Source organism: Francisella sp. 19X1-34 (assembly GCF_041102755.1).
Taxonomy (GTDB): Bacteria; Pseudomonadota; Gammaproteobacteria; order Francisellales; family Francisellaceae; genus Francisella.
On sequence record NZ_JBGCTX010000059.1, the window covers coordinates 1 to 14,391 of the forward strand.

Genomic DNA, 14,391 nt, shown 5'->3' on the forward strand with positions numbered 1-14,391 from the left:
AGTTTATTATTTCTCCAATTAAAATCAATAATTATAAATATTTAGACATGAAGTAATTATCGAACTGAGGTTAATTATAGGATCTATAAAAGTTACAAAATTCTCTCAAAATGTTGCTGAATTTGGAATGCTCGCCACAGACTTAAATCATAGAGGTCTAGGTGTTGGTAACAAGCTTGTTGATGCTGCTGAAAACTGGGCTAAAGATAATGATTTTAAAATAATGAGACTTGAGCTACTTACACCTAAACACTATATAAATGAAAATAAAGAAAAACTCAAAAAATGGTATAGAAAACGCGGATATAAACACTATTGTTTAGAACCATTTGAGAATTTATTTCCACACACTTGCCATCTTTTAGCTGTAGAATGTGACTTTAGTGTTTATCATAAACCTTTATAAATTATAACTTAACTATCATATCTTTATTATTTTTATGATAACCTCCTTTCTTAAGATAAATACATATTCCCAACAAGCCTACTAAACCACAAACTATACCAACTATAGCAGGTCCTAAAAAGTGATATTGAGTTAATGTAATGATAGTTGTGCTCACTAAAGGAGCAAGACCACCAACTATTGCAAAAGCTAAATTATAACTTAAAGCCACTCCTGATAACCGCACATCAGTAGGAAAAAGATCACATAATAAAAATATAAAGCTAGCTGTTACTAAAGCATACAACAGCATAATAATAGTTGAAGCTAAAATAATATAAAAATCTGTATTAAAACGATCCATTAAATAAAATACTGGAAATATACTTACTGTCATGATTATCACTCCTGTAATAAACATCTTAGCTATTCCAACTTTATCAGACATATAACCAAAGATGAAGGTAAAACAAGTAAGCACTAAAGCACTAGGTATTAAAATTAAAGAAATCTGTCCAGAATTATAACTAGGTAGCAGATATCCAATAAAATCATGTATATATGTACCTAAAATAACTCCACCAAAAGCAACAGTAATAACCATACATATCCCAGAAAAAAGATTAGCTCTATAAGTAGAAACTAAAGATCCAAAAGAATGTCTCTTTTGATTATCAATATTTTCAAACTCTGGAGTTTCTTGAAGATTTCTACGAACATAATAACCGACAAAGCCTAACAAACCACCTATTATAAACCCTACCCTCCAAGCATAACTACCAAAGAAATGTTCTAATAAAAAGCCTATAAAGTCAGAAAATAAAAATCCTGCTGTTACAAATACAAAAACTATAGCTGTAGCAAACCCTATCCTACCTTTTACAGACTCATATACAATAACATAAGCACCTGGCAATTCACCACCTAGAGCTATACCCTGCATAATACGTAAGACTACAAATGCAAAACTTGCAAATAAGCCCAATTGAGCATAACCAGGCATTAAGCCCATACAAAGTGAACAGCTTCCCATAAGCAATATCGTAAATAGTAAAAGGCGTCTTCGTCCTATCAAATCTCCAATAATACCAAGTATTGTCCCTGCAAAAGGCCTTACTAAATATGCTATAGAGAATATCAATATAGTCAAAAAGGCTTTGACTGTTGGGTTGGTAATCTCTGCAAAAAAAGTTGCTGATATTTCCTTAGAAAAAATCATATATAAGACAAAATCATAAAACTCTAAAATAGCTCCGATTCCAGCTAATAAAATAACATTTCTACTATCTTTATCGTACATTTTTCTAAACTTATTAAATATGTATTTAAAACATCATACAAGGTTTTTATCTAATTTAGAATCTCTATAGCAGGCATAAACCACAGTCTTTATTTTTAACTAAACTATATTTTTTGAGCTCGATTTTTCTTAAATCATACGTATATAAAGTAGAATCTAAAAATTCATTTTTATTTAGTAAGAAATTAGTAGCAATATTTACCAACATCATACCCTCTAACCCAGCTGTAACTCCTAATACACCAACCCTCTCACTATTTGTTAACTGATTCATCTCTGGGTATAAACAATTCAGACATGCTGTATGATTATTTATATTAAAGATCCCTATTTGAAAATTAAACCCCTGAACTCCTCCTGATAGTAAGGTAACCTTGTTAGCTATAGAGAGCTTATTTGATAGAATTTTAGTTTCAAAATTATCACTTGTATCTATGATTAAATCGAACTTATGGATATCAAAATTAGATGCATTTTCTAATGTTAACCTATCTGTAATAGTATCTATTTGTACATATGGATTTAACTTTTCTAGCTTATTTTTAGCTATAGTTGCTTTAAATTCACCTATACTATCGATATCAAATAGCACTTGCCTATGTAAATTTGAAAAACTTACGATATCATCATCTACGATTGTTAATGAACCTATCCCTAAACCAGTTAAATAAGTAGCTACAGGTGATCCTACACCCCCCACTCCTATAAGTAAAATAGATGATTCTTTTAACTTTATCTGACTCTCAGCTCCGAAGTCTTTTAACATTAACTGTCTTGTATAATAATCCTGCTCTTGCTGAGATAATTTTTTATTCAAATCCATATCATCATCCTAAAAAATTTACTATTTCTTCTAACTCATTATCTGAGATTTCATCTACTAGACTAACTACAGAAATACCATCAGCTCCAATATTTTTGATATCATTTAAATGCTCTTTTTTGATACCTCCAATTACAACTAAAGGCACATCTAATATATCTAACCATTGATAGATCTTAGCTAAACCTTGAGGTTCAAACTTCATTTGTTTTGTCGTAGTAGGATAAATAGGTCCTAAAGCTATATAACTAGGCTTGATAGCTAATGCTATCGCAAGTTCATAATAGTCATGGGTACTTAACCCTAAAGCTATATTTGAGTTGCTAATTTTAAATAAGGTCTCATAATCTGTGTGAAATAAATCTAGTAAATCCTCATGACCCAAATGTATACCAAAAGCATTGTGCTTAATAGCAAGCTGATAATAATCATTTATAAAAAGCTGTAACTGATACTTATTTTGATATTCAATAGCCTTTATAATATTTTTCTCTACATAACCAATGTCTCTTTCTTTGATTCTTAGTTGGATTGTTTTAACACCTAGCTTAGCTAAACGAGGAATTTTATTTGCATCATCAACTATTGGGTAAAAGCCAATTTTATTAATTGATTTAAACCTTAAATCAGAAAATTTTTTATCAAAGTAAATTCTTGGGAAATCTCTATTGAAACTAAAAGAATCTTTAATAGCTAAGTAATCTGTTCCTATAGCTAACCTTTGAGAATTTTTAATAGCATTAGTAATATATAATTTAGCTAAGACCAAGGAGTTATTGATATCAAACCCTTGTACTAAAAAGCTTGCAATGGCGCTTGATAATGTACAGCCTGTGCCTCTGATTTTAATATTCTCTTGATACTTTGTCGAAACTAAACTATAGTTAAAACCGTTATTACTATAATAAACATCCGTACAGATATCTTTCTCTGTACTATGTCCACCTTTAAGAAATACATTATTACAGAGATACTTTTTCTGTATGACTTTGGCTATATTATAAGAGTCCTCTAACTCTAAAAAATCTTTATTTCCTAACAATACTCTTGCTTCATCTAAATTTGGAGTCAAAATATCAGCCAAAGGATATAAGTTTAATCTAGCATACTCAACAACATCTCGTGAAACTAACTGTTTTCCTGTTGTTGAAAACATAATAGGATCACAAATATAAATAACTTCTTTGAATGTCTTTATAAAATTTATAAGTATGTCAATCTGCTCAATTGAAACTAAAACTGAACTTTTGATAACTTTAATACGAAAGTCATCTACAATTGCATTAAGCTGTTGTGAAAAACTATTTGCGCTAACTTCTTGAATATCTAAAATAGTCATAGAGTTTTGAGCTGTAACACAACTAACAACTGTAGCTATATTTACGCCAATATCACTAGCTGTTTTAATATCTGCTTGAATACCTGCTCCAGATGAACTATCTGAGCCTCCTATTGTTAATAAAATATCTTTCATAAGTTTAATCCTGATGCCAAAATGGAGTTTCAAACAAATTTGTTGAAGGTGAAGCAAGATCTCTTTCAATCATTCTCTTTGATTTAAAAGCTTTTCTTCCTGACTCTATTGCAAGTCTAAATGCACTAGCCATAAGTATAGGGTCACCAGCCAATGCAACCGCACTATTTAATAAAACTCCGTCATAGCCCATCTCCATAACTTCACAAGCTTCAGATGGAACACCTATACCAGCATCAACTATTAGTTTAATATCACTAAAACGTTCTCTTAATACTTTTAATGCATATGGGTTAACAAGACCCTTACCGCTTCCAATTGGAGCAGCCCAAGGCATCAAAACTTTACATCCCACATCTACTAAATATTTAGCAACTACTAAATCATCCGTAGTATAAGGCAAGACATAAAAGCCTCTTTTTATAAGCTCCCTACAAGCCTTAACTAGCTCTATAGTATCTGGCTGAAGGTTATAATCATCGCCTATAACTTCAACTTTTATAAAGTTTGTTTCAAAAATCTCTCTAGATACTTCTGCTATTTCTATTGCTTCATTAGCACTCCTACATCCAGCTGTATTAGGTAAAAATTTACATCCTGCTTGACGCAATTTATTCCAGAACTGATTCTGAGAGCTTCCATTTGTAACTGATTTTTTTACAGATACTGTTAATAGCTGTGATTGTGACTGACAGATAGCTTTAAGCATTACATAAAGGTTTGGATATAATGCAGTGCCAAGAATAAACCGCGAGCTAAACTTCTCACCATACAAATCTAGCATTAACTATCCTCCTTGCATTGGCTGTATAGTCACAACGCTATCGTTATCATTTAAGAAAGTACTAGTATAGCTATCTTTAGCAACAAACTTACTATTAAGCATCACAGCAAAGCATGACTGCTCAAATGCTTGCTGCTTTAGTAATTCATCAATATTTAAACCATTTTCTAACTCTAATTTTTTTTCATTAAAAATAATCTGCATTCCTACCTCTGAAAATTATTAATTTGTTGTATTACTTTGTTAGCTAATGCTGGAGCAAATAAATATCCATGCCTTGATAACCCATTTAAATATGTTATCTTCCCAACACTCTTTAATATAGGCATATCATCACTACTTACTGGGCGAACATTAGTTAGTGTTTTTATAACTCGAGCCTCAGCAAAACGCTTGTCTATTATCATTAGTGAACTAAGAAGCTCTAAGACACCTTGAACTGAAATTTCAGAGTAATCTTGACTCTCAATTGACGTAGCCCCTATATAAAAAATACCTTTTCCTCTTGGAATCAAATAAATACAATGGCGTGGATGTAATAATCTAATTACGCTATTTAACTTAATATTAGCAACTTTTACGACTATTGCTTCACCCCTAGACCCATATAAATTATTTAACTGGTTATTTGGAAAACCAGTACAGTCAAATACCTGTTGATAGCTTTTATCAAATTCTTTTGTATAAAAGTCTTCTTTAAGTAATTCTAAAGTCTTTATATTTTCATATGCTTTAAAAAACTGATTAGACAACTTAAAGAATTCTGGCACATCAACTAAAGCTTCTTTAAGTTTTATTACATTATCATTAATACTATTAGATAGAGATATGCCTTGCTCTTTAGAAGAGATATTTCGTTTTTCACAAATTTCAAAATCTTCACATGCTTTTTGATGTAATGTTTTAGATAACTTATCTACTCTTAAGTTAATATTTCTAATTGCAAGATCTAATTCATATCTATCTTGATTATGTGCTATTACATAGGTGCTTGCTTCTTTTACGAATATATTTGTAATATTTAAATACTTATTAATAAAACTATTTATATTATTCCATAGTTCAAAACTATTATGCCCTAGCTCATAAGCATGCTTTTCACATGCAATAAGCTCAGATAACGGTGATAACATCCCTCCAGCACAATAGCTACAACTATGCTTATAGCTCAAACTTTTATCATATATATCAATCTGCAACTCAGGATAAGTTTTAGCTAAAGTTATTGCTAAGACTCTACCCATCATACCAGATCCAATAATTGCTACTTTACTCATCTATATGCTTTAAGTTTTTAAGGTCTTGAGAAAGCTTCATAGAGCAAAAACTAGGCCCACACATTGAACAAAAATGCGCAAACTTATGTCCTTCCTTAGGCAAAGTCTGATCATGGAAATATCTAGCTTTCTCAGGGTCCAGACCTAAATTAAACTGATCATCCCATCTAAATTCAAATCTTGCTTTTGATAAAGCATTATCTCTAATTTGAGCTCCTGGAAAGCCTTTAGCAAGATCCGCAGCATGTGCTGCTAATTTATAAGTAACAATACCTTCTCTAACATCATCTTTATTTGGTAAACCAAGATGTTCCTTTGGCGTTACATAACATAGCATAGCTGTTCCATACCAAGCTATTTGTGCAGCTCCTATTGCAGATGTGATGTGATCATATCCTGGTGCTATATCTGTAACTAATGGACCTAAGGTATAAAATGGTGCTTCAAAACAATCTTTTAGCTCATAATCCATATTTTCTTTGATAAGCTGCATTGGTACATGTCCCGGACCTTCTATCATAACCTGTACATCATGCTGCCATGCAATTTTAGTTAACTCCCCTAAAGTTCTCAGTTCAGATAATTGAGCACTATCATTTGCATCATTTATAGATCCAGGTCGTAGTCCATCTCCAAGTGAAAAACTTACATCATATGCTTTCATAATCTCACAAATCTCTTCAAAATGAGTATATAAAAAGTTTTCTTGATTATGATGTAAGCACCATTTAGCCAAGATTGATCCACCTCGTGAAACAATGCCTGTGATTCGACTACTCGCTAGTGTTACAAATGCTTTTCTAACCCCGGCATGAATTGTAAAATAACTAACTCCTTGCTCAGCTTGCTCAATCAGTGTATCTCTATAGATTTCCCAAGTTAGATCTTCAACTTTACCATTAACTTTCTCCAAGGCTTGATAAATCGGAACTGTACCTATAGGTACTGGGCTATTTCTAATAATCCACTCGCGTGTTTGATGAATATGCTTCCCTGTTGAGAGATCCATTACAGTATCAGCACCCCATTTTATTGATATCACCATTTTTTCAACTTCTTCTAACATTGATGATGTCACTGCTGATGTACCAATATTTGCATTAACTTTGACTAAAAAATTTCTACCTATAATCATAGGTTCTAGCTCAGGGTGATTAATATTTGCTGGAATTATAGCTCTACCAGCTGCTATTTCATCTCTAACAAACTCTGGTGTGATTTCTTTTTGTATATTTGCACCAAATGATACTCCTTGGTGTTGATTCTTATACTCACTATCAAGATGAAGATTTGCTCTTAGAATATTTTCCCTCATCGCAACATAATACATTTCAGGCGTAATGATACCTTTTCTAGCATAGTGCATCTGCGAGACGTTCTTACCTGCTTTTGCCTTAAAAGGAATATGTCTATTCTTAAAGTTTAAATTTTCTTCTTTAAACTGAGAATTTGTATACTCTGAAGAAAAACTATCTAGCTGATCTATATCTTTATTTTGCTCAAGCCACTCTAGCCTATGCCTACTTAAGCCTTTTTCTATATCAACAAGAGCTTCTGATGAATACTCTCCAGAAGTATCATATATAAAGATATCAGGATTGTTACTGATATTTCCATTTATATTAGTATCAGTCTGTTTAATCTTTCTAAACGGAACTTTTATTGATTTATTTGGATATTCAACATAACACTTCTCAGAGCTAAAATACTCTATAGATAGTGTTGATTTTTCTGTATTAGTTTGAATATCTTGATTTTTAGAGTTATTCATTTTCATCTCCTATTTTTCAATTCAAACTAGTATAGGTAGATGAGTATTAAGAATATAATTGATACAACTATAGATAAAATAGTTATGACCAAAATCAAATTACACTTCCTACACTAGTACTAACTAGATCAGGTTCAAAGGGTTAGAAAAAATCCTCTCAGCATAGTTCAAATAAACTATGCACCCCTGTGCTTCAAGACTAAAGTAAATATTATATCTACAACTATGTCAAGAATCTAAATGGTAAAACTATAAAAATTTATTAAAAATCTAAATTAACTATTTCAAGATATTGCATTTGTGTTTGTAAAAACATTTCACCCACAGCCTTGAATTTAACTGGGATATCTGTAACATAAAATCGATACTCTGGATCTAACCCAGATGTATTTAAAATCTTTCTTTCAATAAGTAAATCCTTTAAAATTTTGCTAGCTTGAAATGAAGGATCTATCAAATCAACATTTAAAATGTCTGATATGCTTTGTTTGATAATAGGATAATGTGTACAACCCAAGATAAGTGCCTGAATATCTTTATCATTAAAATACTCAAGGTACTGCCTTGCAACTAACTCAACTATTTGTCCTTCAATGAAACCTTCTTCTATCATTGATACAAAAAGACCACAAGGTGTACTATAAACTTCTGTTTGAGGATTATTCTTATGAATCTGTAAAGCATATGCATTACTATTTATCGTTGCAGGTGTCGCAATAACTCCTATGGTATTTATATCACTAACTAAGCTAACACCTGCACTTATTACATCAATCACAGGAACCTCTTTAGCAATTTCTTGAACAATATCTTTCGCAAGTGCAGATATTGTATTACAGGCTATTATTATGGCTTTAACCTCTTGTGCAATAAGAAACTTTGCTGTTTGAGCTGCAAACTTTTGAATAGTTGCTCGGGACTTAGTGCCGTATGGAATCCTTGCAATATCACCAAAATAAATAATATTTTCGTCTGGGAGTATCTCCATTAGATTTTTAACTACGGTTAACCCACCAATACCAGAGTCAAAGACACCTATAGGTCTATCATTTTGCATTATTTTTTCTCAAGCTTTCTGATGATTTTCTTACGTGAACGAGATGGCATCTTTTCAAGATATTCTTCTTTTGCCTTGATAAAAGGTAATAGGTTTTTCAAAGATAGTACCGCTTGGTTTGCATCATCTGCAATAAAATTCTCACTCAATTGAGCATCATCATTTGCAAAGATAACAATAGTTACCACAGGTATACCTTTTATGTAGATTCTTTGCTTATACAAATATGTTTGTAGTACTTTTTTCTGAGCAAAAGTTTGTCTAATTGGGTTCTTTATGGTTTTTGCATACACTTTATTGTTTTGTGAAGTTTTTGAAACTTGCCATCTCTCTGCCATATTCTCAACTTGAATATAACCACGATTATTCTTCACTTCGACGATATATATGCCTTTACGTGATATTACTATAAAATCTAACTCACGATTTCCTACTGTTGATTTTTGATCTGGTAAAATAACTCTGTTAAATAAAACAAAATTATTATCTAATTTCTTTAGCTCGTCTAAAACAGTTGTTTCACCTTCTGCCCCAGAAATAATAATATCAACAGGGTTATCATCCTTTGTTATCAAAAAGAAAAATACAAATAGTATAACTGCCAAAGTTATAGCAATTTGTAAAGATTGTGCTACAAATTCAACATTTCCTAAATATAAATCAACTCCAACAATTAAGCCACAAAGTATAATTGATGAATATAAGCTTTTCTTTGCCCTGATCAAGTAGTTTCTTAACCTTGCCCAAGTAAAACGCAAAAAAAGCCGGTCTTTTTTTAACTTACTCTCTATTGCCATAATATAATAATTACTTCTTCTTAAAAATTATAAATTAATAAACTTTTTTTTTATTTCAGAAATCTTGTCCCTAATTAAGGTTGCTTTTTCAAACTCTAGCTCTTTTGCGTGAGCACGCATACGTTTCTCTAGAGCTCTAATAACCTTACTAGCTTCTGTCATACCTAGTATAGCCGAAACATCGACATCATCAACCTTTAAACGCGAATTATTTTTATATGCTCGTTTTTGCATCTCAGGTGAGCTGTCAAGCATATCATCAATATTTTTAATAATTGTTTTAGGTGTAATATTATGTTTTTGATTATATTCATCTTGAAGATGACGACGACGCAGAGTTTCATCCATAGCTTTTTTCATCGATTTTGTAACTACATCTGCATATAAAATTGCTCGACCATTTTGATTTCTTGCAACTCTACCAATCGTCTGTATAAGTGATTTTTCAGAACGTAAAAATCCTTCTTTATCAGCATCAAAAATAAGCAAAACTCCAACTTCTGGCATATCTAAACCTTCTCTTAAAAGGTTTATTCCTACAAGCACATCAAATACACCATGACGCAAATCATGAATGATCTGAACACGTTCAACTGTATCTATATCTGAATGTAGATATCTAACATTAACTCCATGCTCAGATAAATATTCTGTAAGGTTTTCTGCCATTTTCTTAGTTAATGTTGTGATTAGTACTCTTTCTTCTTTTGCAATTGCCTTATTTATCTCAGATAAAGCATCTTCAACCTGTATTGCGACAGGACGAACAAAAACCTCCGGATCAAGTAATCCTGTCGGACGATTAATCTGCTCAACTGTATTTTCAGATCTATCTAACTCATAATTTGCTGGAGTTGCTGAAACATAAACCGTCTGAGGTAGAAGTTTCTCAAACTCATCAAACTTTAAAGGTCTATTATCTAATGCCGATGGTAGCCTAAAACCATAATTTACTAAATTTGATTTTCGCGAAAGATCCCCTTTATACATACCACCAAACTGGGGCAATGTAGCATGAGATTCATCAACAATAACAAGAGCATTTTCTGGCAAATAGTCTATTAGTGTAGGTGGTGGATCACCTGGTTCACGACCTGAAAGAAGCCTCGAGTAATTCTCAATACCTGTACAATAGCCAAGCTCTTGAATCATTTCAATATCATATTTTGTTCTTTGCTCAATTCTTTGAGCTTCGAGAAGTTTACCCTCTTCCTCGAAATACTTAACTCTTTCTTTTAACTCTTTTTTTATTTCCTCTATCACGATTTCCTTACGCTCTTTAGAGGCTACATAGTGAGTACTAGGAAATATAGTTGCTCTATGAATAGCTTTAATCTTTTTAGAAGTTAATGAGTCAATTAAGCTAATTGCCTCTATCTCATCATCAAAAAACTCTACTCTAATAGCATCTTTTTCAGAGTCTGCTGGAAAAATATCTAATATCTCACCTCTAACACGAAAACTACCTCGACTGAAATCCATATCATTACGTGAATACTGCATTTCTATAAGCTTTGTCTGAGCTTTTTTAAGCCCTAACTCTTCACCTACCTTTAAATGCAAAAGCATTTGCATATATTGCTCAGGATCACCTAAACCATAGATTGCTGAAACTGTTGCAACAATTATTACATCATTTCGCTCTAAAATAGCTTTTGTTGCAGATAGTCGCATTTGCTCAATGTGTTCATTCACTGATGAATCTTTTTCTATATACGTATCAGATGCTGCTACATAAGCCTCTGGCTGATAATAATCATAATATGAAACAAAATACTCAACTGCATTATCTGGAAAATACTGTTTAAACTCTGAATATAGCTGTGCTGCTAAAGTTTTGTTATGTGCTAAGATTAAGCATGGCTTTTGAGTTTGTTGTATTACATTTGCCATTGTATAAGTTTTACCAGAACCTGTAACCCCCAATAAAACTTGATGATGCAAGCCATTATTCACTCCCTTAACAATTGATTTAATTGCTTCAGGCTGATCACCACTTGGGCTATATTTTGTCACTAAATTAAATTTGCTTGCTTCCATTACACCACGAATATCTCTATTTAATTTATTAATATTATTTGATCTGACAGCTAATTTTTATTAACTTTACGCTAAAAAGTAAAATATATTTATTAGGCTCTATAAACCTCTTTTAACAGCTGGTCTTTGACTAATCTGTTCTGCCCATCGATTTAAATTTTTATAAGATTTTACATCTAAAAATTCTGCAGCTTCATATACTTTATTTAAAACAACTCCTCCATACCAAGGAAATATCGCAATATCTGCTATAGTATATTGATCACCACATATGTATTGGTTGCCGTCTAATTGTTTATCTAACAAATCTAGTTGGCGTTTAGCTTCCATAGTAAATCTGTCAATACAATACTTGATTTTTTCAGGAGCATATTTATAAAAATGGCCAAAACCTCCCCCTAAATACGGCCCACTACCAACTTGCCAGAATAACCATGATAAGCATTTAGCCCTATCAGATATAGCTTCAGGTATTAGTTTATTAAACTTCTCAGCCAAATAAAGTAATATAGCACCAGACTCAAATAAAATAACTTCATTTTCACTACTTTGATCAACTAGTGCTGGTATTTTAGAGTTAGGGTTTATATCTACAAAGCCACTAGAGAACTGCTTACCATCAGAAATGCTAATCTTATGAAAATCATAGCTAGCTTCATCAATACCAAGTTCTAAAAGCTCTTCAAGCATTATGTTTACTTTTATCCCATTCGGTGTATTTAGAGAATAAAGTTGAATAGGTTTTTTACCAACAGGTAACTCTTTAGTATGAGTAGCTCCTGATACAGGTCTATTAATAGCCGCCCACTTACCTTTTAAACTATCATCTTGTTGCCAAACTTTAGGTAAAACATATTGAGATTTATCAACCATAATTATTCACATAGTTAAACTAATTTATAACATTATAACCAAAGCATAAAACTAGGACAATTAATACATGGAATAAAACCTTACATACCAGCTTAAAATGTTAGGAATATGAATCTTTCTAGAATAAATACTCTTCTAACTCACACAACAAAGCTTGTTGCTCTTCTGTTAGATCACGATTCATACGTACATCTTGCATTTCTTGATAAATATCTTCTAATGTTTTACGAGTCTTGCCACGATGATCTACTAATAATTCATCATTATCTAAGCTTACAATTTTATTTAAATATTCCTGAAATTCCATCTGTGCTTTTTCAGGTAGCTTTGCAAAATCTAACCTTCCAATTATACGTATAGCTCTATTATAGAATTTACCAGGTAATTGATTAAGCATCTGTGCTTTTTGATAAATAGCAGAGTTATGAAACTTATCACACCCTCTCTCATCTGCACTCGTCATAAAATCACTTTGGTAAATAGCTGCATCAACATCGATATTCTCAATTTCTGAATATTTATACTCTAATACATAATCAACAAAGTTAGCAAAAACTTCAGGATTAGTTTTTATAAACTCTTTATTTGCTTTAATAAGCTCCAATCTTTCTTGTGGTAATTTACCAACAAAACGCGTCTTTGCAGGTAAAATTAATGGGATATCCCCCCATTTTTTATTAATTGTTAAACGCCAGTGCTCAGCTTCTAAACTTCCAAACTCTTCTATAAATTCACTAAAAAGATAACTATCCAAACGCAAAAATATTTCTTGATTTTTATAATGTCGATGCTGTCCTAAATCTAAAATTGCTGATGTAAAATTATTTTTAGAACCAAAAATACCACTAATTGCTATAGCTTGTTTATACCCACGATCTCCTAGCTGCACTCCAATATCTAACTGTGATAAAGTAGTTTCATCGTTTTGTTTATTGAATTTATCCAATAAAAATTGCCACATTTTTGGATTTGCTGATTTTAATTTTTTAGCAAGCTCTACGGTTACAATCACATCTGTAATAGCATCATGAGCTCTACCATCACTGTAGAAATTATTTTCTTGATTTAGATTCTCTAACTTTAATGATATTTTCTCTTGACCATCACTATCTGTAACTTTAGGCCACTTTAACCCCTCTTTAAAAAATGCACTATAACAGGCAACTATAGGAAATAAATCAGCTCTTGAGCAGTTATTTTTAAATTGATGCGTATATGGTGGCAGCATATTTTTATAAAATGCAAATCTTAGAAATTCATCATCAAAACCAAGAGTATTATAACCAATGCTGATAGTCCCTGGAGTATTTATTATTTTATGAATTTTTCGAATAGCATCATACTCAGATATTCCAGTATTTGCCTGAGCAATTGAGATATGATGAGTGATTGTTGCCATTGGTGATGGAGTAGTATCAGGGTTTAGTTTAACAAAGAAATTAAATCTTTGAATCTCATTAAAATCAAGATCTGTCCTAATTGCAGCGAACTGTAAAACCTGGTCAAAAGAATTATTTATACCACTTGTTTCTAAGTCATAGAATAAAAAGGTCTGATTATCAAACATAATATTTAAATTTCTTTAAATTAATTCAATTCCACGATTTTAACATATCTTTGTAACTATCAGTTAACTGAAATAGTAAACAAGCAACAGCCTTTCTTAAATAAACTTCTATACTCAAATCTATTTAACTAACCTCAGTTCGATAATTACTTCATGTCTAAATATATATAATTATTGATTTTAATTGGAGAAATAATAAACTGAGCTAGAGCAGCCATAAGATGAGTAAAAGCATTGTTTACA

At 31.6% G+C, this 14,391-nt stretch carries 13 protein-coding genes, 1 pseudogene and 1 riboswitch; of the genes and pseudogenes, 1 reads left to right on the plus strand and 13 read right to left on the minus strand.

Features of this window, described 5'->3' with window-relative positions:
• Positions 1–76: 76 nt before the first annotated feature.
• Entirely contained in the window at positions 77–406 is a 330-nt protein-coding gene (locus AB8E56_RS09180; RefSeq protein WP_329480358.1) for a GNAT family N-acetyltransferase, read from the plus strand.
• A 1-nt stretch (position 407) separates the two neighbouring features.
• Here the strand turns inward: AB8E56_RS09180 and AB8E56_RS09185 are convergent, their stop codons facing one another.
• From AB8E56_RS09185 to AB8E56_RS09245, 13 genes and pseudogenes are all read right to left on the minus strand, one after another.
• Positions 408–1,685 carry an MFS transporter gene (locus AB8E56_RS09185; protein ID WP_329480333.1) on the minus strand — a complete coding sequence of 426 codons (1,278 nt, stop codon included), beginning with the start codon at positions 1,683–1,685 and terminating at the stop codon, positions 408–410.
• Between the two features lie 64 nt (positions 1,686–1,749).
• Positions 1,750–2,508 (minus strand): HesA/MoeB/ThiF family protein, encoded by a 759-nt coding sequence (locus tag AB8E56_RS09190; protein ID WP_329480335.1) that lies wholly within the window; start codon positions 2,506–2,508, stop codon positions 1,750–1,752.
• Between the two features lie 4 nt (positions 2,509–2,512).
• Complete coding sequence (gene thiD / locus AB8E56_RS09195; RefSeq protein ID WP_329480338.1) at positions 2,513–3,982, minus strand: bifunctional hydroxymethylpyrimidine kinase/phosphomethylpyrimidine kinase; 1,470 nt, start codon at positions 3,980–3,982, stop codon at positions 2,513–2,515.
• Between the two features lie 4 nt (positions 3,983–3,986).
• The gene (locus tag AB8E56_RS09200; protein WP_329480340.1) at positions 3,987–4,766 is read right to left on the minus strand and encodes a thiazole synthase; all 780 of its coding nucleotides are present in this window, start codon (positions 4,764–4,766) and stop codon (positions 3,987–3,989) included.
• 3 nt (positions 4,767–4,769) lie between these two features.
• A complete protein-coding gene (gene thiS / locus AB8E56_RS09205) occupies positions 4,770–4,970 on the minus strand; it encodes a sulfur carrier protein ThiS (RefSeq protein ID WP_329480342.1) in 201 nt (66 codons plus the stop codon).
• A gap of 2 nt (positions 4,971–4,972) precedes the next feature.
• Positions 4,973–6,043, minus strand: a complete 1,071-nt coding sequence (locus AB8E56_RS09210; RefSeq protein ID WP_329480344.1) for an FAD-dependent oxidoreductase — start codon at positions 6,041–6,043, stop codon at positions 4,973–4,975.
• A complete protein-coding gene (gene thiC, locus AB8E56_RS09215; RefSeq protein WP_329480346.1) occupies positions 6,036–7,814 on the minus strand; it encodes a phosphomethylpyrimidine synthase ThiC in 1,779 nt (592 codons plus the stop codon). The genes AB8E56_RS09210 and thiC overlap by 8 nt, the downstream gene beginning before the upstream one ends.
• A gap of 88 nt (positions 7,815–7,902) precedes the next feature.
• A riboswitch (TPP riboswitch) is annotated at positions 7,903–8,012 on the minus strand.
• Positions 8,013–8,076: 64 nt separating this feature from the next.
• A complete protein-coding gene (murI, locus tag AB8E56_RS09220) occupies positions 8,077–8,871 on the minus strand; it encodes a glutamate racemase (protein ID WP_329480348.1) in 795 nt (264 codons plus the stop codon).
• Positions 8,871–9,668 (minus strand): nuclease-related domain-containing protein, encoded by a 798-nt coding sequence (locus AB8E56_RS09225; RefSeq protein ID WP_329480350.1) that lies wholly within the window; start codon positions 9,666–9,668, stop codon positions 8,871–8,873. Before AB8E56_RS09225 ends, murI begins: the two co-directional genes overlap by 1 nt.
• A 27-nt stretch (positions 9,669–9,695) precedes the next feature.
• Positions 9,696–11,708 (minus strand): excinuclease ABC subunit UvrB, encoded by a 2,013-nt coding sequence (gene uvrB / locus AB8E56_RS09230; RefSeq protein ID WP_329480352.1) that lies wholly within the window; start codon positions 11,706–11,708, stop codon positions 9,696–9,698.
• A gap of 99 nt (positions 11,709–11,807) precedes the next feature.
• Positions 11,808–12,581, minus strand: coding sequence for a glutathione-dependent disulfide-bond oxidoreductase (gene yghU / locus AB8E56_RS09235; protein ID WP_329480354.1), 774 nt, complete (start codon positions 12,579–12,581; stop codon positions 11,808–11,810).
• A gap of 118 nt (positions 12,582–12,699) precedes the next feature.
• On the minus strand, positions 12,700–14,148 hold the full coding sequence (locus AB8E56_RS09240) for an exonuclease domain-containing protein (protein ID WP_329480356.1): 1,449 nt from the start codon (positions 14,146–14,148) through the stop codon (positions 12,700–12,702).
• A 146-nt stretch (positions 14,149–14,294) separates the two neighbouring features.
• A pseudogene (locus AB8E56_RS09245) lies at positions 14,295–14,391 on the minus strand (IS982 family transposase); the annotation flags it as partial.

What these genes read in the sequence shown, in the direction of transcription:
- AB8E56_RS09185 (WP_329480333.1), bottom strand. Translation starts at nt 1,685, where the DNA reads ATGTACGATAAAGATAGTAGAAATGTTATTTTATTAGCTGGAATCGGA.
- AB8E56_RS09190 (WP_329480335.1), bottom strand. Translation starts at nt 2,508, where the DNA reads ATGGATTTGAATAAAAAATTATCTCAGCAAGAGCAGGATTATTATACA.
- thiD (WP_329480338.1), bottom strand. Translation starts at nt 3,982, where the DNA reads ATGAAAGATATTTTATTAACAATAGGAGGCTCAGATAGTTCATCTGGA.
- AB8E56_RS09200 (WP_329480340.1), bottom strand. Translation starts at nt 4,766, where the DNA reads ATGCTAGATTTGTATGGTGAGAAGTTTAGCTCGCGGTTTATTCTTGGC.
- thiS (WP_329480342.1), bottom strand. Translation starts at nt 4,970, where the DNA reads ATGCAGATTATTTTTAATGAAAAAAAATTAGAGTTAGAAAATGGTTTA.
- AB8E56_RS09210 (WP_329480344.1), bottom strand. Translation starts at nt 6,043, where the DNA reads ATGAGTAAAGTAGCAATTATTGGATCTGGTATGATGGGTAGAGTCTTA.
- thiC (WP_329480346.1), bottom strand. Translation starts at nt 7,814, where the DNA reads ATGAATAACTCTAAAAATCAAGATATTCAAACTAATACAGAAAAATCA.
- murI (WP_329480348.1), bottom strand. Translation starts at nt 8,871, where the DNA reads ATGCAAAATGATAGACCTATAGGTGTCTTTGACTCTGGTATTGGTGGG.
- AB8E56_RS09225 (WP_329480350.1), bottom strand. Translation starts at nt 9,668, where the DNA reads ATGGCAATAGAGAGTAAGTTAAAAAAAGACCGGCTTTTTTTGCGTTTT.
- uvrB (WP_329480352.1), bottom strand. Translation starts at nt 11,708, where the DNA reads ATGGAAGCAAGCAAATTTAATTTAGTGACAAAATATAGCCCAAGTGGT.
- yghU (WP_329480354.1), bottom strand. Translation starts at nt 12,581, where the DNA reads ATGGTTGATAAATCTCAATATGTTTTACCTAAAGTTTGGCAACAAGAT.
- AB8E56_RS09240 (WP_329480356.1), bottom strand. Translation starts at nt 14,148, where the DNA reads ATGTTTGATAATCAGACCTTTTTATTCTATGACTTAGAAACAAGTGGT.